The organism is Nocardia sp. NPDC052112 (assembly GCF_040680135.1).
GTDB lineage: Bacteria > Actinomycetota > Actinomycetes > Mycobacteriales > Mycobacteriaceae > Nocardia.
In genome coordinates this window covers 91,220-111,435 of record NZ_JBFAWD010000014.1, presented here as the reverse complement: position 1 = coordinate 111,435, position 20,216 = coordinate 91,220, and the positions used below count along the sequence as shown (strand labels likewise).

Below are 20,216 nucleotides of genomic sequence, written 5' to 3'. Positions count from 1 at the left end.
CTGCAATGTCGAATTACGATGTGGCGATTGTCGGCTCGGGCTTCAGTGGGCTCGGCGTGGCGGTCAACCTGCGCCGTCTCGGCAATGACAACTTCGTCGTCCTCGAGCGATCCGACGCCGTCGGCGGCACTTGGCGCGATAACGTCTATCCCGGCTGCGCGGTGGATGTGCCATCGGTGCTGTACTCGTATTCCTTTGCGCCGAACGCGGATTGGACCCGTGTGTACGCGACCCAGCCCGAATTGCGTGCCTACACCGAGAAGGTCGTCGACAGCTTCGATCTGCGACGGCATGTGCAGCTGAACAGTGATGTGGCCGAGGCGGATTTCGACGACGATGCCGAACTGTGGGTGCTGCGGCTGAGCGACGGCAGACTGGTCCGGGCCCGCGCCGTGGTCATGGGGTACTTCTCCCTGCACGCCGAGGCAATTCCGGATATTCCGGGACGCACCGATTTCACCGGGCCACAGATGCATTCGAGCAAGTGGGACCCGTCGTTCGAATCGACGGGCAAGCGCATCGCGGTGGTCGGCGCCGGGGCGAGTGCGGTGCAAATCGTGCCCGCACTCGCGAAGACGGCGCGTGAGCTCGTCTCGTTCCAGCGCACCCCCGCATGGGTGATTCCGCGTCTGGACCGGCCGATTCCGCGGACCGTGCGCACGATACTGCGCACGGCACCGCCGATTCGGCTGGCGGCGAGGGGATTGGTCTTCCTGTTTCTGGAGGCCATGCACTTCGCCGAATTCCATCCCCGGCTGGTTTCGGTCTACGAGTGGGTCGTCCGCAAGGTGCTCGCCGAACAGGTTCCCGATCCCGAGTTGCGGCGCAAACTCACGCCCGACTACGCGTTCGGCTGTAAGCGACCGATGGTCTCCGACGAGTACTACCGCTCGTTCACCCGCCCGAATGTGCGACTGAGCACGGAGAAGATCACCGAGATCACCGCGACCGGTATCCGCACCGCCGACGGTGAGTTGCACGAGGTCGATGCGATCGTGTGGGCCACCGGATTCCACGTCCAGGATTCCATCGCGCATTTCCCGGAGTTCCGCACCGCGGCGACCTCGACGCGAAAGAAGTTCCAGCGCGATGGTTTCCGTGCCTACCGCGGTATCGCCTTCGCCGGACTGCCGAATCTGTTCGCGGTCACCGGACCGAATACGGCGCTGCCGCACACCTCGCAGTTCCAGGCCATCGAACCCACGACGAAGCTGATCGCCAGGACGATCGAGCATATGCGGACCAAGGGGATTCGCCGCTACAGCCCGTCCGAACGGGCCGAGCGCGAATGGGTCACCCGCGCACGAAAACTGCTCGGCACCCGGGTGTGGTCAACCGGCGGATGCACCAGCTACTTCATCGATGAGGATGGCACCAACACCCTGACCTGGCCGGGTGGAACATTCAGCGTCCGACTCGACCGGCGTCGCATCCGCCCACAGGACTGGGATACCGGAAGGCCCTGACACGCGGTTGGGTAAGGCCGGCAGCTCTGGTTCGGCGGCGGTCGCCATATCTGCCTCGGCGCGAGTCCGACCTATGTGGAGCCGGCGGCCATGACCGCGCCCGGTCGGCCGTGGACCATCACGAAGCGCCGCCACCGCACCAGCGTATTCGTCCCGCTGTACCAGCGATCGGATATCGCGCTTGCTTGATGTGGGTCCGCTTGCCGCGCAGCCGGTTCGGGAGAATGCCTGACAACTTAACACTGGTCCGCACGCCGAGGTGTGCTGTACAGGACGCTGGTGCGAGTCATGGTTGCGTGCCAACGGTGATGCACGTTACTGTACCCACTCGTTGATGGGAACGGGGTAGTTCCTCATTGCCGGGAGGGTTTGGCAAACATGATCCGACGTCGACGTCCGATTAAGGCAGTGGCCGCCGCGATAGCCACCTTCACCGTGTTTGCCGGAGCCGTTGTCGCGGCCGCGCCGACCAAGGCCACCCTGGGCCTCGATGCGCAGCTCACCGCGATTCATCAAGGGCCACAACAGTATCCGAACGTCTACATCGATTGGGATGTCCCGATCACCATGAGTGACGGCACGGTGTTGAAGGCGAATGTGTACCACCCGGCCGATGCGTCCGGCCAGCCGATCGTCGAGCCGACGCCGACCATCGTGAATCTCACGCCCTACACCAAGCTGGTGGCGAATATCGCCGACTCGGTGTTGGCGATCCCCGGCTTGGCGGAGCCGCTGATGCAGGCACTGCACAGCTTCGATCTCTCCGCCTACGGCCTGAGCGGGATCAGTGATCTGGCCCAGGCATTGGCGGGCGGCACCGCGCGCACCTTCGCCGTGGATCGCAAACTGGTGCAGAGCGGCTACACCCAGGTGGTCGTCGACGTGCGCGGCACCGGCTTCTCCCAGGGCACCTGGCAGGTTTTCGGTGAGCGCGAGCAGCAGGACGGCGTCGAGGTCGTCGACTGGGCGGCGGCGCAGCCCTGGTCCAACGGCAAGATCGGGATGAGCGGCATCTCCTATTCGGCGATCAACCAGTTGCAGACCGCGGAGCGCAGACCCGCCGCGCTGCGGGCGATCTTCCCGATCGTGCCGGGCAGCGACCTGATTCGCGATGTGGCCGCGCCCGGTGGCGCCCTCGGTATCGGGTTCATTCCGGAATGGCTGCTCGCCGTCGACGGTTCCAAACTGATTCCCGATGTGGTGTCCATGCTGGCAGGCAAGTTCGACTGGACCTGGCTGGCGGACCGGGTCCGTGATCCGTTCACCTTCTTCAATATGATCATCATGGCGCTGGGCACGCAGAGCATGGATCAGATTCCGCCCGAGATGCATTCGGTGCTCGACGATCGAAGTCCGTTGCGCACCGCCTGGATCGGCCATCCCGATCGCATCGACGTGCCGACCTTCGTCTACGGCGGTTGGCAGGACATCTTCGCCTACTCCTCACCGCGGGTCTACAACGCGATCGAGGTACCGGACAGCCAGAAGAAACTGGTGATGGACAACAACTATCACATCACCACCGGCTCGGGCATGGGTGATGCCGGCGGTCCGGCGGCCCTGGATGTCTTGCAGCGCGCATGGTTCGACAAGTGGCTCAAGGGCATCGACAACGGCATCGATGACTACGACCAGGTCACCCTGTGGCAGCAGGGTGGCGGCTGGACCCACACCTCGGCCTTCCCGCGGCCCGATATGGATTACCGCCGTATGTATCTGAATGCGGCGGCCTCGGGCACCGCACCGGGCAGCGCCTACGACGGCAGCCTCACCGTCGCTCCGGGCGGTCCCGCGCGGGTTTCGATCGCGCCCGGCCTGACCACGCTCTGCTCGCGTGACGGTGCACAGGGCACGGCGGGCATCCTGCCGCTCCCGGATATCTGCACGAAAGATTCGAGGATCGCCGAGACCAACGGTTTGACCTTCACCAGCGCGCCGGTCGCCGTACCGACGCAGATCTCCGGCCCGATCGCGATACACCTCGACACGGTCCTCGATACCACCGACGGCTACTGGACCGTGACCCTGAACGATGTTGCGCCGGACGGACGTTCGACCCAATGGACGCACGGTCAGCGCACCGCGTCCCTGCGCGCGGTCGACGAGAGCAAGTCCACCCGCTCGGCGAACGGCGACTACACCGACCCCTACCCCTACCTGACCCTGGACACCCGCGAACCGATCGTGCCCGGCCAGCCGACGGTCATCGATATCGGCATGTTCGCCACCGACGGCGTACTGCAGTCCGGTCACCGGCTGCGCGTCGACATCTTCGCCGGAAACTTCCCGAGCAGTCTTCCGTTGCGCCCCTTGCTGAATGAGAGCGGGTTGCGGCCGCAACACCTCGAGCTGGACCCGAATCAGCCGAGCTGGGTGAACATTCCGGTCGACGGTGAGCCGGGCTGGTGAATCAGGCCGGGCCCGAGCCGAGCAAGACCAACGCGGCGCGAGTCAGTGTGGGCGCCAAGGCCGGTAGCTCCTGCGGCCCGGATTCGATCAAGGTGGCCCGGACTCGATCGTCGATGCCGCCGAGCAGCACATCGATCAGTCCGGGATCGGGTTCGGCGCGAACTTCGCCCGCGCGCACGCCGATTCGGGCCGCGGCCACCATGCGGTAGCCGAACATGCGGTGCGTGCGGGCCCGGCGGGCGATGAGTCCCGGTCCGGCGGCAAGGGTTTCGATATGCAGCGCACGCGCTGCGGCAGGCTCGGCGGCCAGGAATTCCAGATATGTCTGCAGTGTCGTGCGCACCAACTCGACGAAGGTGTCCGCACCGGACTCCGCGACCACCCGGTCGAGTTCACGGGTGATGACATCGACCGCGAAATCGAAAGCGGCGGTGAAGCATTCCTCTTTGCTCTCGAACAGCCCGTAGAACGTGCGCCGGGCCACCCTGGCCCGGCCGACGATATCGGTGATGGTGGTCGGGCCGTAGCCGAGTTCGGCGACCGCCTCCAATGCGGCGAGAAATAGCCGCTCGCGCTGTGACGTCACGACCTCGTCTCGGGTCAAGCGATGCGGCCCGCGTGGCAATCGGTCCGGAGAAGCGCTGGTCAAGACGGTCATAATGCCGACGATTCTGCCACACCGGACACTTTCGCCCGGAAATTCCGGTGTGGCCCACAGAAGCTCAGCGCTGTGCGCTGCAAAGGCTCAGTGCAGCGCGCTGCCCTGGACCCACTCATCCCACGACACGCCCCAGTCCCCGTTCTGCCAGACCTGCAGCGGTGCGCCGCCGGTATTGCGGACCTCAACCACATCGCCCGGAATCGCGAAGTTGTAGAACCACTGGGCATTCGCGCCACTCAGGTTCAGACAGCCGTGCGAGAGGTTCTGGCTGCCCTGCGCCCAGACCGTGGAATCGAGCTGGTGCAGATAGATGCCGTCGGTGCTGATACGGGTGGCCCAGCCGATGGCCTCCTTGTAGCCGAGCCGGGAATTGACCGGCAGGCCGTAGGTGGAGGAGTCCATGATCACCGGATTGCCCTTGTCCATCACGGTGTAGATGCCCGGCTGGGTCCAGAAGGTCAGCGTCTTACCCGCGATGACCTCGCTGCCACCCATCCCCATCGAGGTCGGCATGGTGCGGATCAGGTTGCCGTTCTCGAAGACCTGTACCTGTTTGGTGTTGTCGTCGGCGATGGAGACGTGTGACGGGCCGATGGTGAAGGTGGTCTTGCTGTCTTCCTGGCCGTAGAGACCGCCGCCGAGATCCGCGCCGTAGATATTCGCCGCGACGGTCACCTTGGTGCCCGGTGCGAAGTACTGCTGCGGCCGCCAGTGCGCGTTGCGCTTGTCGAGCCAATACCAGGAACCCTCGACCGGCGGATTGGTTGTCACCGAGAGTCGCTTCTCCGCGACGGCCTTATCCGGAACATCCTCGTCGAAGTGTGCGACGACCACGGTGCCGACACCGAAGGTGCCGCCGTCGGCCAGCGGGGTGCCGCCGGTGGTGGTCAGATAGACCTTGGTCTGGTTGTTCGGCGCCAGCGTGCTGAAGGTCGAGGTGGTCGGCCCGACGCGACCGGTAATGGTGAGACTTTCGGCGCTGATCGTGTAGGTGTGCCCGTAACCGAGCGGTTCGGAGGGCTTCCATACCGTCTTGTCCGGGGTATAGATTCCCTCGATCGAGCGGCCTGCCTCATTGGTCAGCGACACCGAGGTCAGCATGCCGTCGTTCGCGGTCACCTCGACCGGCGCGAGCGGGTCGACATTATTGCCGCCGCCGGGAGTGATGACGATCGCGGGCGGCGGCGGTCCGGCCTTGGTAGTCGGAGCTTCCGACTTCGAGGAACATCCGGCGATAAGCAACGTCATCACCAATGCAAAACCCGCAGCTGCTCTCCAGCGGAAGCGGCGACTCGACATGACTCTCCTGTGTTGCGCCGTGCGTTCCCTGCGGTGCACCTGCGACGTACTGGCCCGTGCCGTAGTTTACCGGCCATTTCGGGCCTACTTCGCCGCTGCGGGTGTGACCTGCGCGGATACCCGGCATCAGTTGACGCAGGGCACGCTGCTGCCGATTGTGGTCGCGACCGGCTTGCCCGCATCGGGTGCGGGCACGGCGGAGGTGGTGGTCGGGGTCGCGCCGGTGGTCGGCACGAGTTCGGTCGGCATGGTGAAATCGCTGCCGACGACCACGGCGATGTGGCCGGGTTCGACATTCGGTGATGCGCTCGGCGTGAGGCCGAGGAGCTCGCCCAACTGCGTGGCATCGGCCTCGGTACCGGTGCCGTAGGTGATGGTGGAGGTCACGCCGTTGGTGCGGGTACTGGTGGCCAAGGTGCCCGCCGGATAGCCGCGCTTGGTGAGTGCGGCGGAGAGCTGAGCGGCCCGGCCGGTGTATCCGCTTGCATTGTTGACATCGACGATGCTGGTCGGGTTGCGTGTCGAGGTGGTCGGCGCGGTTTCGATACCGAAGGCGGCGCGCACTTCCTTCTTGATGGCCGCCGGATCGACGATATTGACGTCCTGACCGTCGATATTGTCGTAGCGCAGCACTGGCAGCGTCCGGAATTCGACCGAAATCGAGCCGGCCGCGCCGAGGTCGCGGGCGAAGTCGAGCAGGTTCCAGCCGTCGGACAGCACGATATCGCGGTGCGCCACGTCCATGAGTCCGGAGAGTTTGCTCAAGTTGGTCAGCGTGCCGGTGTCCTTCAGCGATTTGGCGACCGAGGTGAGGAAGGCCTGCTGGCGGTGGGTGCGGTCGAGGTCGCCGTTCTCCAATCCGTGGCGTTGGCGTACGAACGACAGCGCGTTGGCGGCATCGAGGTGCTGCGGACCCGCGGGGAAGACGGCGCCGGAGTAGTAGCTGTCGTCGACTGCGTGGTTGAGACAGACATCGACGCCGCCGAGCTTATCGGCCAGGTCGTAGAAGCCGACGAGTGAGATTTCGGCGAAGCGGTCGATGGGGACGCCGACCAGGTTGCGCACCGTCTGCACAATGGATGCCCGTCCCGCCTCGCGGCCCGCCCGCTCCAGGGCCACCTTGTCCTTCATGCCCGAGTTTTCCAGTTTTGTCTCGGTGGCGGCCTTCTTCAGCCCGTAGGCCTCCTTGATCTTGGCGTGGTCGTAGCCCGGAATGCCGGAGACCGCGACGTAGTCGTCGCGCGGGATGGAGAAGGCCACGATTTTGTGCATATCCGCAGGAATATGCAGCAGGATGAGGGAATTCGCGTTGTAGCCACCGTTGTCACCGTCGCCGGCGTGCAGCTGGTCCAGGATTTCCTTGGGCAAATCCTTGCCGTCGAGATCCTTGCGGGTGTCAAGGCCGATCAGCAGGATATTCAGGTCGCCGCCGAGTGAGTGCGGCGCGTCCTTGCCGATCGCGTCGGTATGGGTGAAGCCGCTATCGAATTCGTTCTTGGCCGACCAGGCGAATCCGGTGCCGGACAGCACGGCGAGCGCGGCCAGCGCTGTCAGGACCCGCGCCGTGATCTTGGCTGCTTTGCGCCCGCGATGGGGTTCGGTTGTTGCTCGTCGGTGTCTGGCGCGGCTGGGCTCGCTGATTCTGGGGATCTCGACGGTGTCGTCATCCATGGCGGCGGCCTAGGTGCCGGATCATTCTCGCCGCCTCAGCTTTCATCTCGAGTCATTCGACACAGCGCACGTCCGGGTCATGCCCGTTACCGACTGGTTGCACTCGCCAGTGACTGCTTGCAGGTCACTCGAAGGGGTTTGCTCAACCTTTCCAGTGTTACCGACTCCGTTCCGGGCAGGCAAGAATCGGACATTGTGACCTGCGCAGATTTGACGATCTAGTCTCGTATACATGACTGCTCCCGTACTGCTCGTCCTCGGTGCCGGTCCCGGCATCGGGTTGTCTGTCGGCCGTCTTTTCGCGCGCGACGGATATGTAGTGGTGCTGGCTTGTCGCCTGGTTGCCGAGGCGGAACCGTTGGCGAAGGAATTGCTGGGCGAAGGTTTCGATGCCGAAGGCGTCGGTGTTGATCTGGCGGATCCCGCCGATATCACTCGTGTGGTGACCGAGGTGGGCGAGCGGCACGGACGGATCGATGTGCTGCACTTCAACCCGAGCATCTTCCGGGAGGCGGATCCGTTGCGGTTGACGGTCGCGGAGCTGATCGAGGACTTCACGATCGGCGCCGCGGCGCTGCTGCCCGCCGTGCAGGCCGCGCGGCCGTTGTTCGCCGAGGGTGCGCGCGTGCTCGTCACGGGGAGCGCGGCCGCGGATAGACCATGGAATCAGGCGGCCTCGCTCGGCGTGCAGAAGGCGGCGGCGCGCAATCTCGTCACCAGCTTGGACACCACTCTGGCACCCGAGGGTTTCCGTGCCGTCGCGGTGCAGATCAATGGAGTGCTCGGGGAGGGGGCATTCACTCGGGAGCGGGTCGCCGCGGCATTGCACGCCGCCGCCGTCCGTCCCCTCGACGACTGGACACCGCATGTGTCCTACAGCGGCTGATCCGCGCGGACACACCGACCGACGACGCGCCCGCGCCGCAGTCTCCTTCGCGCCGAAGGGAACCCATGCGGCCAGCACCGTCTGCACCGAAGTATCGGCCAAGGGCCGTGGCGAAGGAGGACGGATGCGGTACTTCAAGGTAACGACGGCTTTAGTTGCCGCACTGATGATTTCGGTGCTGACGACTATCGGGGCGACCTCGGCCCAACCGGTCCCGGTACGCCTTTACGGGCTGCAGGCCCGGCTGGATGACCTGGTCCGTCTGGCTACCGTTCCAGGTGCGCAGCTGATCGTCACCGCCAACGGCGACGCGACTCAGATCAACAGCGGTGTCGGCGATATTGTGACCGGCGCCGCGTTTCCGGATGACGCGCAGGTCCGGATCGCGAGCAATACCAAGACATTCGTGGCGGCCGTGGTGCTGCAGTTGGTGGGGGAGGGGCGAATTCAGCTCGACGATCCGGTCGAGCGCTATCTGCCCGGTGTGGTGCGCGGTCCCGGCGGCGACGGGAATCTGATCACCGTCCGTAATCTGCTGCAGCACACCAGCGGTATTCCGGACTATCTCGTTCACTTGAACCTCGGGTCTCCCGAGGCATTGCAGCAGTACCGAACCCCGGATGAGCTGATCCGACTCAGCCTGGATACGCCCGCGCGGTTCCCGCCCGGTTCGAGGTTCGGCTACTCCAATACCGATTACCTGCTGGCCGGAAAGCTGATCGAGCAGGTCACGGGACGGTCGGTAGCGGTCGAGGTGACCAATCGGATCCTGATTCCGTTGGAACTGCACGACACCTACTGGCCCGCATTTCCAGGGGAGAACGTGATTCGCGGTCCACACCCGCGCGCATATCAGATCGTCAACGGCATCCGGGTCGACATCACCGATATCGACCCTGGCTGGGGCCTGGCCGATGGCGCGCTCATCTCCACCGGCGCCGACCTGAACCGCTTCTTCAGTGACCTGCTCGACGGAAAACTGCTTCGCCCATCCGAACTCGCCGAAATGCTGCACACCATCCAGACCATGGACCCGGCGCTACCCAGTGAGGTCGGCCTCGGCATCTTCCGCCGTATCAACTCCTGCGGTATCGATATCTGGAGCCACGGCGGCGCCATGGACGGTTTCTTCGTCTTCGGCGGCTACACCCCCACCCGGTCGATAACCATCAGCCTCAACCAACTCCCACCCCTGTTCGGCTTCGGCTACAAGCCCATCATGGATGACCTGGTAGACGCGGCTTTCTGCGGGTGAGCGCGTCAGTGCTCCGGCGTGCGGTTGCGCGCTACCGCCGATGCGTTCGCGCCGGTCAGGAAGGGCGACATGGCCGCGGCCACGGCTTCCGGACGGTCGAGCATGGACAGGACGTAGGCGTCGTCGATTTCGACCAATCGGCCCTTCGGAAGCAATTCGGCCAGCTTGCGGCCGTGCGCGCGCGGCATGACCTTGCCCGCGGATGACCACAGGATCAGTGCGTCGCCGGAAAACCGTCGCAGCGCCTCGGTATTCGCGACGAGTTCGGGCTTCGGGAAACCGGACTTCGCATACTTCAGCAGATCCCGCCGAATCGCCTTATCGCGCAATGCGGGCTCGGTCCAGTCGTGTACGAGAGCGTCGGGCAGCGGCCTGCGTGCCATCCAGCCCATCATCAGCGGCGAATTGCGTAGCCAGCGAATTCGCAACTGCCGCAGGGCGAACGGAATGCCGCCGGGCAGCGCTGCCGCGATGGCGACCATCTTCCCCGGCAGGCCCGGCGGGAAGTTGTCGAACGCCTCGCAGGGGAGTGCGATGATCCGGCCGACGCGCTCATCCAGACCGTATGCGGTGAGGAACAGTCCGCCACCCCAGTCGCTGTGCACCAGTGTGACATCGCGCAGATCCAGTGCGCTGAGGAAATCGGCGATGATCCGGTTCAGTCCGCGCAGTGACAGATCGGCGTCGGGATGCATCGGTGTCGCGTGCGCGCCGAGCGGCAGGTCGGGCAGTACATAGCGAAAGCCGTTGGGCAGCAAGCCGATTACCTGATCCCACTGGGTGTGGTTCATCAGCAACCCGTGTAGTAGCACCACCGCGGGTCCCGCGCCGCGTTCGACGTAGTCGATTCGACCGGCGGCTATTTCGACAGTTGGCATCGGCGAACCTCCGCTAGAGTAGTCGCTCTAGAGCGTATGCTCTAGTCTTACGGCGTGGATGCAGCGATGTCAACCAGGGAGCGGATCCGGACCGCTATGGCCGAGCTGATGCGCCGTCAGGGCTACGGCGTCACGACCGTCAAGCAGGTGAGCGAGCTGGCGCAGGCGCCGATGGGTTCGCTGTACCACCATTTTCCGGAAGGCAAGCAGCAGATCGCCGCCGAGGCGCTACGTGCGGCGGGTGCGGCCTACATCCAGTTGCTGCCACTACTATTCGATCCGCACGAGGACCTGCGCGCGGCGGTGCCCGCCGCCTTCGCCGAAGCGGCCGAACAGATGGAGCGGGCCGGGTGGGTCAATATGTGCCCGGTCGTCACGATCGCGGGTGAAATCGCGGACAGCGAGCCGGCGTTGCGTGAGGTCGCGGCCGAGGTCGTCAATTTATGGGTGCGCGAATGCACCGACTACTTCACCCGTCGCGGACTGGACCCCGCCGAGGCACGCCGATTCGGCTTCGCGCTGTTGAGCGCACTCGAGGGCGCGTTCATTCTGAGCCGCACCCTGCACTCCACCGAACCGTTACGCGCGGCGGGACAGTCGCTGGCTTTTCAGATGGCCGGCGACCGGGTATAGCCGAGTCGAATGTTGGTCGGCGAGCGACCACTCGACTCGGCTCGGCATGGCCCACCCACCTTGTGCACGCGAGCCTGCGGCGGCCAGCGGCAAGGCCGGAGCGACCACTGACTCGTCTCGGCATCGCCGCATTTCGTGCGCCGAGTCTGTTGCGGCGAGCAGTGCCCAGGGCCGCCGCAACCCGACCCGGCTCGGCAGAACTACCTCGGTGCGGCAGGAGTGGTCGCCGCGGGCTGGAGGGTCGTCGTCTTATCCGCGAACCGGGTGGTGCCATCCGGAGCCATCATCGTATTGACGTAATCCACGCCGGAGGCGATCAGGACCGGCCCGCCCACCGCAATTGTGCCGATGATCCCGCCGAGGGTCGCGCCGGTGACCAAGCCCGCGATACATCCGGCGACAATGGTGGCGACACATCCGACGACCGCGCCGATGGCGGTTCCGACGAAGCCGCCGACCGCCGTGGCCAGACCGAACTGGGTGGCGAATTCATTACGGGCGCGCTGGTTTTCGGTCAGCGATGCCACCGGCTTGACGGCCAGTGGCTGGGAGATGTCGAGTCCGGCGGGCATCTGCGGCGCCAGCTCCAGTACCGTGCCGTCCTTGTCGAGCGACGGCTTGACCGGGATATCGGTATCGGCGACCCGGAACCGCAGTGGCAGCGTCAGGACGACGTGGCCGTCGGGATCGGCAAGATCGACGACATCGACCACATCTGCGATATCGGCGGCCTTGCCGTCTTTGTCGACCAGCGTGCCGTCCTTGTCGGCCAGTCGCCCGTCGCCGCCCGCCTCGAGTTCGCTCTCCGCTGCCTTGGACAGGGTGAAGGTGCCGCCGCGCACGCTGGCAACAACGGTCTTGTCGACCAGTTTGACCGAGTAGGTGATGTCCTGCCGCGCCGGCTCGGCATGTGAGACTCCGGCGCCCAGGGTCACGGCACCGATGACAAGGATCGCCGCCGCAGTGCTATCGCAAAGCTTCATTCGGTATTCCATTCCGTCATCACGTTATTCGCTTTTCGAAAACGCCCGCGCAGACTCGACTCTGCTGCTCGGGATGCTCCCCGTGCAATGTAGTCGTATGCGCGGCAAGGAGGTCGAGGGGAGCCTAGCCGAGCCTGCGGTGCGAGGCGAGCAGATTCGGAACGAAAAATCGATGTCAGCTATGACACGGTTACTTCCTTCGGCGTGTCGAGCTGCGGCGCGGGACGCGTGCGCAGCAGGGCCAGCCCGAGGAGGGCGGCGGCGATACTGAAGCCCGCGCTGATCCAGGCGCCGGTCGACATGGCGTCGGTGAACGCTTCCTTGGCCGGCTCGATATATCCGAGTTGGAATGCGGCGCCGATGGATTCACGCGCGGCCTCGGGTGCGTCATCGGGCATGTGCGCGGTGAACACACCGGCCAGTACGCTACCGAGTATCGCGATGCTGATCGCCATGCCGACCTGCTGCAGGGTGTCGTTCATGGCCGAGCCGACGCCCGCATGCGCCAGCGGAATGGCGCTCATGATCGCGGCATACGCGGCCGGACCCGCCAGACCGCCGCCGATCCCCATGACCAGCATGCTGGCCAGGACCGCGAAATATCCGGTACCGACGGCCAGGATCGCGAATGCCCCGCCCATCACGAGCAGACCGGCGACGATGAGCGTCTTATTGCTGAGCTTCTTACCCAGCGTGGCACCGAGACCGTTGCATACCGCGGCGGCGACCGCATATGGCAGCAGCGCCAGCCCCGCCTTCATCGGCCCGTAGCCGAGTACGAACTGCAGGTACTGGGTGAGCATCAGCATGATCGCGCCCATGCCGAACACCATCAGCAGCAGTGTGCAGCAGGTGCCGGTGAAGTCGCGATTGCGGAACACCGCAAGCGGCAGCATCGGATGCGCCGACCGGCTCTCCCAGAACACGAATGCCAGTCCCGTGACCACAGCGAGTCCGATCATCGGGATATTCCAGTCGCGCTCGATGATCACGTAGACCGTCGAGGTGAGCGCGATGATGGACAGCAGCACGCCGACCAGGTCGACCGGCCGCTGTTCGCCGGTGGATTCCGGCATCAGCACCAGCGCGGCGACAATCGCGAGCACCGCGACCGGGATATTGAGCAGGAATACCGAACCCCACCAATAGTGCTGCAGCAGAAAGCCGCCCAACGTCGGCCCGAGGACGATGCCGACCATCGAGACGGTGGACCAGGCGGCCATCGCCTTGCGCCGCTCGTCCTCGGCGAAGGTGGTCATCAGAATGGACAGGGTCGATGGCATCAGCAGCGAACCGCCGACACCCATGAGGGCGCGGGCACCGACCACCTGCCACGGCTCGGTCGCCAGCACGGCGGCGAGCGACGCCGCGCCGAACAGTCCGAGACCGAGCACCAGCATGCGCCGTCGCCCGAACCGGTCGGACAGGCTGCCCGCGGTGAGCAACAGTCCAGCGAAGACGAGGACATAGGCATCGAGGATCCACTGGATATCCGACGGCGTCGCGTCGAGTTCCCGGATCAGCGACGGAATGGCGATATTGAGCACGGTGCCATCGATCATCAGCACCAGCAGAGACAGACAGAGGACCCCCAGAATCCACCAACGGCGAGGATCTCGTACAACGTTCGATTCCACTCGCACACTGTACGATAGAATCGAACAGTGTGCGAGAGAATTATGCTGACCGTGTGACAAAGCAGTTCTCCTCGGTGTGGACCCGCGAGCCGCGCCAGCCGAAGGCGGCCGGACTGCGCCGCGAGCAGATCGTCGCCACCGCACTCGAAGTGCTCGACGCCGAGGGACTCGGCGCACTGAGCATGCGCAAACTCGGTGCCAAGCTCGATGCGGGAGCGACCAGTCTCTACTGGCATGTGGCGAACAAGGACGAATTGCTCGAACTCACCCTCGACGAGATCTGGGGTCTGGTCCACATTCCGGATCCGGACCGGACCTCGTGGCGCGAGGTCGCGACGACCTTCGCCTACAACTTCCGGCGCACCATGCTCGACCACCCCTGGGTCGCCACCTTGATCGGCTCCATGCCGAGCGTTGGTCCGAAGGCCTTCGAACTCAGTGATCGGCTGCGCCGCACCTTCATCAGCGCCGGATTCAGCGGCATCGATGTCTACCTCGCGAGTGGCACCGTGATGAGTTATGTACTCGGACAGGTCATCCCGGAAATCGCTGCGGAGAAGGTATTCGGCGACAAGGGTTTGGACGCGAAGATGGTGCTCGATGCGATGGATACGCTGGCCGCCGACTATCCGGAGATGCTCGCGGACTATCGGGAGACGCTCCCTACCGAGCCTCGGACCGCCCGCGCGATGGCCTTCGATTTCGGGCTGCTCTGCATGCTGGACGGCCTGGAATCCCGCCTGCGCAAATGATCGGGTAGCGGCCCGGATGGATCCTCGGGAATAGATGACGACACCGCCCTGTTGGTTGCCATATCCACCAAATGGGTGTCAGACTTTGCGAGAGGAGGCGGCGTGCAGTTCGGAATCTTCACCGTGGGCGATGTGACGGTCGACCCGACGACCGGTCGGGCCCCGACCGAGCACGAGCGCATCAAGGCGATGGTGGCGATCGCGCGCAAGGCCGAAGAGGTCGGCCTGGACGTATTCGCCACCGGCGAACATCACAACCCACCGTTCGTGCCGTCGTCGCCGACCACGATGCTCGGCTATATCGCGGCACAGACTGAGCGGTTGCAGCTGTCCACGGCGACGACCCTCATCACCACCAACGATCCGGTGAAGATCGCCGAGGACTTCGCCATGCTGCAGCATCTGGCCGACGGTCGCGTCGACCTGATGCTCGGTCGCGGCAATACCGGTCCGGTCTATCCCTGGTTCGGCAAGGATATTCGCGACGGCATCCCGCTGGCCATCGAGAACTATCATCTGCTGCACCGGCTTTGGCGCGAGGATGTGGTCGACTGGGAGGGGCGATTCCGTACTCCGTTGCAGGCGTTCACCGCAACGCCGCGACCGCTGGACGGTGTGGCTCCGTTCGTCTGGCACGGTTCGATCCGCAGTCCGGAAATCGCCGAGCAGGCCGCCTATTACGGTGACGGCTTCTTCGCGAACAATATCTTCTGGCCGAAGGAACACTTCCAGCGGTTGATCGAGCTGTACCGGCGCCGCTTCGAGCACTACGGCCACGGCTCCGCCGATCAGGCCATTGTCGGCCTCGGTGGACAGGTGTTCATGCACCGGAACTCGCAGGACGCGGTGCGCGAATTCCGGCCCTACTTCGATAACGCGCCGGTGTACGGCCACGGACCGTCGCTCGAGGATTTCACCGAGCAGACGCCGCTGACCGTCGGCAGCCCGCAGCAGGTCATCGAAAAGACCATGACATTCCGGGAAAGCTTCGGCGACTATCAGCGACAGCTGTTTCTGATGGACCATGCGGGTCTACCGTTGAAAACGGTACTGGAGCAACTCGATCTGCTCGGTGCGGAAGTAGTTCCGGTGCTGCGCAAGGAGTTCGACGCACTGCGTCCGGCTCATGTCCCGGACGCGCCGACTCACGCGTCATTGGTGGCGGCTCGGGACAAGGCTGTGGAGGTTGCGCGGTGATCGTGCTCTCCGAACTGTCGTCTACCCCATCAATCCTGCGGCAGTGGAATTCGCCGTAGCGACCTGATCTCCGGTGCAACGGCGCACCGATCCGGTAACGCCAGAACTGAATATGCGTTCCCCATCCAAGTAGTTGAAATCTCAATCACATGAGGAGACCGACAATGTCGACCACCACTGCCAGGGACCTGACCGCAGGCACCTGGGTCATCGATCCCGCCCACTCCACCCTCGGCTTCACCGTGCGCCACCTGATGGTCAGCAAGGTTCGCGGTCGCTTCGCGGACTTCTCCGGCAAGCTGGTCGTCAATGAAGACGGCACCGCATCGGCCGAGGCCGAGATCCGGGTCGAGTCGGTGACCACCGACAACGATCAGCGCGACGCCCACCTGCGCACTGCCGACTTCTTCCACGCCGCCGATTTCCCGGTGGCCACCTTCAAGTCGACCGGATTCCGCGTCAACGGCGAAGATTTCATCGTCGACGGAGAATTCACCATCCGCGGCACCACCCGCCCGGTTTCCCTCGATGTCGAATTCCTCGGCGTCAACCCGGGGATGGGCCAGGGCCCCGTCGCCGGTTTCGAGGCCAAGACCGTCATCAACCGCCGCGACTTCGGCATCACCATCGATATGCCGCTCCCCGACGGCGGCGCGGTGATCGGCGACAAGATCACCCTGACCCTGGAGGTCGAGGTCGGCCTCCAGGCCTGATCGGCACCGATGTAGTGCCCGCGACGCCGCCCGGGGTCATCGACCGGGCGGCTGCGCTTCCCCACCCGCCGGCTGCCGTCCCCCGCGCTTACTCTGAATTCCATGGCCGCTCGCAATTCCGAATCCGACGCATCCGCTGCCGAGCGGTTGTGTGGGCTGCTGGTGGGGCGGCAGGTCGCGGTGCTGACGGGCGCCGGGGTATCGACCGACAGCGGGATTCCGGATTATCGGGGGCCGGAGTCGCCGGTGCGGACGCCGATGACGTATCAGCAGTTCGTGGGGGATGCGGCGTTTCGGCAGCGGTATTGGGCGCGCAACCATATCGGATGGTGGGCCATGGACGGGTCACGGCCGAATGCGGCGCATCGGGCATTGGCCCGGTTGGAGCGGGCGGGCATTGTGACCGGACTGATTACCCAGAATGTCGATCTGCTGCATACGAAGGCGGGGCATCGACGCGTCATCGATCTACACGGGACCTATGCGCGCGTGCGGTGTCTCGGTTGCGAGGCCCTGATTTCGCGGATGACCTTGGCCGAGCAGTTGGAGGCGGCCAATCCGGGTTTCGCGGCATCGGCTACGGCGACCGGAGTCGAGGTCGCCCCCGACGCGGATGCGGTGGTCGCCGATACCGCGAGTTTCCGGATGGTCGATTGCGTGCGCTGCGGCGGCATGCTCAAACCGGACATCGTGTACTTCGGGGAGAACGTCCCCAAGGAGCGCGTCGCCGCCGCGTTCGAAATGGTCGAGGCGGCGGACGCGCTGTTGGTGGCGGGATCGTCGTTGACGGTGATGTCCGGGCTGCGATTCGTACGATCTGCGGCGAAACAGGGCAAGCCGGTCGCAATCGTGAACCGCGGCCCGACCCGAGGTGATGAACTCGCCACGCTCACCGTGGCGGCCGGGTGCGCGGAGGCGCTCGGCGCGGTTGCCGATGCCCTGGCTCCGGCGCGGGCCGAAGCGCTCGGTGCGACGGCGTAGGCCCTGACCGGTTCAGCCGTAGTGGCACACGTAGTGCACCGTCGAAAGCACCTCGATCTCGAATGAGCTATTGCCCGGCACCTCGAACGATTCGCCGCCGCGGTAGGTCGCGGCATCGGACTCACCGGCCCGGGTGACTTTGCACTCGCCCTGGACCAGCTCCATGATCTCCGGCTCGACGGTATTGAACGTCAGGGTGGACGGCAGGATGACGCCGACCGACTTCGCGGTGCCATCGGCCAGCTCGATGTTGTGGCTGATGCACTTGCCGTCGAAGTACACATTGGCCTTCTTGGCCACACTGACGTTCTCGAACCGCGTCATGATCTCTTTCCCGAGGTGCAGAAGGTGGAGCCGTCAGCGTACGTGACCACGGGCGACCGCCCGGACGGGTGGCCGGTGGGTGCGTTAGCGTCGCTGCCATGCGGCTTCACGTGGGATGTGCGATGTGGACGCACGCGGCATGGCAGGAATATCAACCGGTGCCTGCGGAGCGGTTGCGCCACTACGCCTCGTGGTGCTCTGCGGTAGAAGGCAATACGACGTTCTATGCGACGCCGACGCGCAACACGGTGGCGTCGTGGGCGAAGCAGACCGATCCCGACTTCCGGTTCGTCGTCAAATTGCCCAGGCCGATTACGCACGAGCGCAGGCTGCACGGTGCGGAGTCCGAACTGCGCACCTTTCTGGACGCGATGGAGCCGCTCGGCCCGCGCATCCATGCGCTGTGGGTGCAGTTGCCCGGCTCCTTCGGTCCGACCGATCTCGGGACGCTGGCCGGATTCCTGCGCACGCTGCCCGGCTCGTATCGGTCCGCCGTCGAGGTCCGGCATCCGGCGTTCTTCGAAAATGACAGCGCCGCACGGCAATTGGAGCAGGTGCTCGCGCGCGTCGGCGCCGAATGGGTGCCCTTCGACACCAGAGTGCTTTTCGACGGACCCGCGGAGAGCGCGGCGGAGGCCGAGGCGCGGTCGAAGAAGCCGCGGGTACCCCGCCGCACGCGAGTACTCACGGAGTTCCCGATCGTCCGCTATCACGGCCGCGATTCGGCGGAGCGTACGGTTGCCGGCTGGCAACCGTGGCTCGAGATCGTCAGCGCATGGCTGCGCGAGGGGCGCTCACCCACGGTTTTCATCCACACCCCGGACAACGCTTCCTCGCTGCACCTCGCCCGTCGCTTCCACGACGAGGTCCGCGCCTGCCTGCCCGAACTCGAGCCGCTGCCCGAACCCATCCCGACCGAACCGATGACTTTATTCTGAAATATCTCGAATAAATAACAATCCCGAATGTGTGCTCGGTTAGAATGGAAGGTGTTGCCGCACTAGTGCCGAGCACGCCGATGGAGGAAACCGATGAGTCACGCCACCGCGCACTCCACATCCTGCACCCTGCGTGGCGGGGCGGGCACACTGGCCGCCTGGGAATCCGTGCCGCCGCATGGCGTCGAGATGCGCGGCACGGTGCTATTGGTCCCCGGCTTCACCGGCTCCAAAGAGGACTTCGAGCCCATGCTGCCGATACTGTCCGCGGCCGGATTCCGTTGCGTCGCCTACGATCAGCGCGGACAGTGGCAATCCGACGGTCCCGATGATATATCGGGATACACCATGGCCGATTTCGCCGATGACCTGGTTCTCGTCGTCGACCAGATCTCGGACCACACACCGATTCACCTGGTGGGCTATTCGTTCGGCGGTTATGTCGCGCGCGCCGCCCTGGCTGCCCATCCGGACCGCTTCCGCAGCCTCACCCTGCTCGCCTCGGGTCCGTCCGCGACCTCCGATATCAACTTCGCGCCACCGCAATTGGTCGCCCAACTCATCGAAAGCGGTGGCCAGCAAGCGCTGTGGGAGCAGTTGCGGCAGAGTTTTGCGGCACTGGTCCCACCCGCCGAACTCGAATTCCTGCGGAATCGCATCTTCACGACCAAGAAGGCCAATATGGTCGGCATCATGCGGGCCATGGAGGGCCCGACCGACTACACCGCCGCCCTGCGCGCCACCGGCCTGCCGATCCTGCTCGCCTACGGCAACTCCGGCGATCTCTGGCCGCCGAGCGTTCATGAACGCTATGCCGAGGAATTGGACGCGCGCACCGCGGTTTACCAGAGTGTCGGCCACCGACCGGACGCGGAACTTCCGGCCCGAGTCTGCGCCGACCTGGTCGCCTTCTGGGCCGATGCCGCGCACCGAGCGGCCCGGTGAGATGTAGGCGGTACCTGTCTGAGAAGGCGCCTGCTAGCGTGCAGGCATGCACGACAGTGTGACGGTTCGAATGGCAGCACCCGCCGACCAGATCTGGGACCTGGTCAGCGATATCACGAATACCGGGAAGTTCTCACCGGAGACCTTCGACACCGAATGGCTCGGTGGGGCAAAAGCTCCCGCCGTCGGCGTCAAATTCCGGGGGCACGTCAACCGCAATGGCTGGGGGCTGAAGTATTGGACGGTCTGCCGGATCGTCGCCTGCGAGCCCGGCCGCGAGTTCGCATTCACCGTGCTCGGCCCACGCGGAATGGCTGTCAACACCTGGCGCTACCAATTCGAGCCCGTCGAGGGCGGCACCGACGTCACCGAATCCTTCCACCTGAACGAAACCAACCTCCCATTACGCCTCTACTGGCTTCTAGCGGGCCGCGCTCGCGGCAAAACCAACCGCAACGGCATGCGCCAAACCCTCGAACGCATCAAATCCCACGTCGAGGAGTAATCAAGATCAGGTGGCAGCCATGGCGGCATCTGCCCGAGAAGCCGCCGCCATGAGTTCCACCTGATCTTGATCCCCGCCGCCCG

Annotated in this window: 19 protein-coding genes; 12 read left to right on the top strand and 7 right to left on the bottom strand. The window is 64.9% G+C overall.

The window, feature by feature from the left end; genetic code table 11:
• The first annotated feature begins 5 nt into the window (after positions 1–5).
• Complete coding sequence (locus AB0L58_RS25975; RefSeq protein ID WP_364390311.1) at positions 6–1,466, top strand: NAD(P)/FAD-dependent oxidoreductase; 1,461 nt, start codon at positions 6–8, stop codon at positions 1,464–1,466.
• Between the two features lie 378 nt (positions 1,467–1,844).
• On the top strand, positions 1,845–3,875 hold the full coding sequence (locus AB0L58_RS25970) for a CocE/NonD family hydrolase (RefSeq protein WP_364390310.1): 2,031 nt from the start codon (positions 1,845–1,847) through the stop codon (positions 3,873–3,875).
• Between the two features lies 1 nt (position 3,876).
• Here the strand turns inward: AB0L58_RS25970 and AB0L58_RS25965 are convergent, their stop codons facing one another.
• The 3 genes from AB0L58_RS25965 to AB0L58_RS25955 all read right to left on the bottom strand — a co-directional run bounded on the left by AB0L58_RS25965 (position 3,877) and on the right by AB0L58_RS25955 (position 7,506).
• On the bottom strand, positions 3,877–4,533 hold the full coding sequence (locus tag AB0L58_RS25965) for a TetR/AcrR family transcriptional regulator (RefSeq protein ID WP_364390308.1): 657 nt from the start codon (positions 4,531–4,533) through the stop codon (positions 3,877–3,879).
• 87 nt (positions 4,534–4,620) lie between these two features.
• Entirely contained in the window at positions 4,621–5,835 is a 1,215-nt protein-coding gene (locus AB0L58_RS25960) for an Ig-like domain-containing protein (protein WP_364390306.1), read from the bottom strand.
• Positions 5,836–5,961: 126 nt separating this feature from the next.
• On the bottom strand, positions 5,962–7,506 hold the full coding sequence (locus AB0L58_RS25955; RefSeq protein ID WP_364390305.1) for an LCP family protein: 1,545 nt from the start codon (positions 7,504–7,506) through the stop codon (positions 5,962–5,964).
• Between the two features lie 232 nt (positions 7,507–7,738).
• Here AB0L58_RS25955 and AB0L58_RS25950 point away from each other — a divergent pair, with 232 nt between their 5' ends.
• Together AB0L58_RS25950 and AB0L58_RS25945 are read left to right on the top strand one after the other, a co-directional pair.
• On the top strand, positions 7,739–8,392 hold the full coding sequence (locus AB0L58_RS25950) for an SDR family oxidoreductase (RefSeq protein WP_364390303.1): 654 nt from the start codon (positions 7,739–7,741) through the stop codon (positions 8,390–8,392).
• Positions 8,393–8,516: 124 nt separating this feature from the next.
• Complete coding sequence (locus AB0L58_RS25945) at positions 8,517–9,647, top strand: serine hydrolase domain-containing protein (RefSeq protein ID WP_364390301.1); 1,131 nt, start codon at positions 8,517–8,519, stop codon at positions 9,645–9,647.
• Positions 9,648–9,652: 5 nt separating this feature from the next.
• On the opposite strand, the gene AB0L58_RS25940 is transcribed toward AB0L58_RS25945, so the two are convergent.
• The gene (locus tag AB0L58_RS25940) at positions 9,653–10,525 is read right to left on the bottom strand and encodes an alpha/beta fold hydrolase (protein WP_364390300.1); all 873 of its coding nucleotides are present in this window, start codon (positions 10,523–10,525) and stop codon (positions 9,653–9,655) included.
• Between the two features lie 66 nt (positions 10,526–10,591).
• Between AB0L58_RS25940 and AB0L58_RS25935 the strand changes: the two genes are divergently transcribed.
• Positions 10,592–11,158: a TetR/AcrR family transcriptional regulator gene (locus tag AB0L58_RS25935; protein ID WP_364390298.1), complete on the top strand. Its 567-nt coding sequence runs from the start codon at positions 10,592–10,594 to the stop codon at positions 11,156–11,158.
• Positions 11,159–11,358: 200 nt separating this feature from the next.
• Here the strand turns inward: AB0L58_RS25935 and AB0L58_RS25930 are convergent, their stop codons facing one another.
• Both AB0L58_RS25930 and AB0L58_RS25925 read right to left on the bottom strand, forming a co-directional pair.
• On the bottom strand, positions 11,359–12,141 hold the full coding sequence (locus AB0L58_RS25930) for a hypothetical protein (protein ID WP_364390297.1): 783 nt from the start codon (positions 12,139–12,141) through the stop codon (positions 11,359–11,361).
• Positions 12,142–12,320: 179 nt separating this feature from the next.
• Complete coding sequence (locus AB0L58_RS25925; protein ID WP_364390295.1) at positions 12,321–13,778, bottom strand: MFS transporter; 1,458 nt, start codon at positions 13,776–13,778, stop codon at positions 12,321–12,323.
• A gap of 53 nt (positions 13,779–13,831) precedes the next feature.
• Between AB0L58_RS25925 and AB0L58_RS25920 the strand changes: the two genes are divergently transcribed.
• From AB0L58_RS25920 to AB0L58_RS25905, 4 genes are all read left to right on the top strand, one after another.
• On the top strand, positions 13,832–14,530 hold the full coding sequence (locus AB0L58_RS25920; protein ID WP_364390293.1) for a TetR/AcrR family transcriptional regulator C-terminal domain-containing protein: 699 nt from the start codon (positions 13,832–13,834) through the stop codon (positions 14,528–14,530).
• A gap of 102 nt (positions 14,531–14,632) precedes the next feature.
• Complete coding sequence (locus AB0L58_RS25915) at positions 14,633–15,727, top strand: LLM class flavin-dependent oxidoreductase (RefSeq protein ID WP_364390292.1); 1,095 nt, start codon at positions 14,633–14,635, stop codon at positions 15,725–15,727.
• A gap of 164 nt (positions 15,728–15,891) precedes the next feature.
• Positions 15,892–16,440, top strand: a complete 549-nt coding sequence (locus tag AB0L58_RS25910; protein WP_364390291.1) for a YceI family protein — start codon at positions 15,892–15,894, stop codon at positions 16,438–16,440.
• A 102-nt stretch (positions 16,441–16,542) separates the two neighbouring features.
• The gene (locus AB0L58_RS25905; protein WP_364390290.1) at positions 16,543–17,421 is read left to right on the top strand and encodes an NAD-dependent protein deacetylase; all 879 of its coding nucleotides are present in this window, start codon (positions 16,543–16,545) and stop codon (positions 17,419–17,421) included.
• 12 nt (positions 17,422–17,433) lie between these two features.
• Here the strand turns inward: AB0L58_RS25905 and AB0L58_RS25900 are convergent, their stop codons facing one another.
• Complete coding sequence (locus AB0L58_RS25900; RefSeq protein WP_364390289.1) at positions 17,434–17,745, bottom strand: pyrimidine/purine nucleoside phosphorylase; 312 nt, start codon at positions 17,743–17,745, stop codon at positions 17,434–17,436.
• A gap of 98 nt (positions 17,746–17,843) precedes the next feature.
• On the opposite strand from AB0L58_RS25900, the gene AB0L58_RS25895 reads away from it, so the two are divergent.
• The 3 genes from AB0L58_RS25895 (at position 17,844) to AB0L58_RS25885 (ending at position 20,133) form a co-directional block, all read left to right on the top strand.
• Positions 17,844–18,683 (top strand): DUF72 domain-containing protein, encoded by an 840-nt coding sequence (locus AB0L58_RS25895; RefSeq protein ID WP_364390287.1) that lies wholly within the window; start codon positions 17,844–17,846, stop codon positions 18,681–18,683.
• Positions 18,684–18,776: 93 nt separating this feature from the next.
• Positions 18,777–19,628 (top strand): alpha/beta hydrolase, encoded by an 852-nt coding sequence (locus tag AB0L58_RS25890; protein ID WP_364390285.1) that lies wholly within the window; start codon positions 18,777–18,779, stop codon positions 19,626–19,628.
• A 46-nt stretch (positions 19,629–19,674) separates the two neighbouring features.
• On the top strand, positions 19,675–20,133 hold the full coding sequence (locus tag AB0L58_RS25885; RefSeq protein WP_364390284.1) for an SRPBCC family protein: 459 nt from the start codon (positions 19,675–19,677) through the stop codon (positions 20,131–20,133).
• The last annotated feature ends 83 nt before the right edge of the window (positions 20,134–20,216 follow it).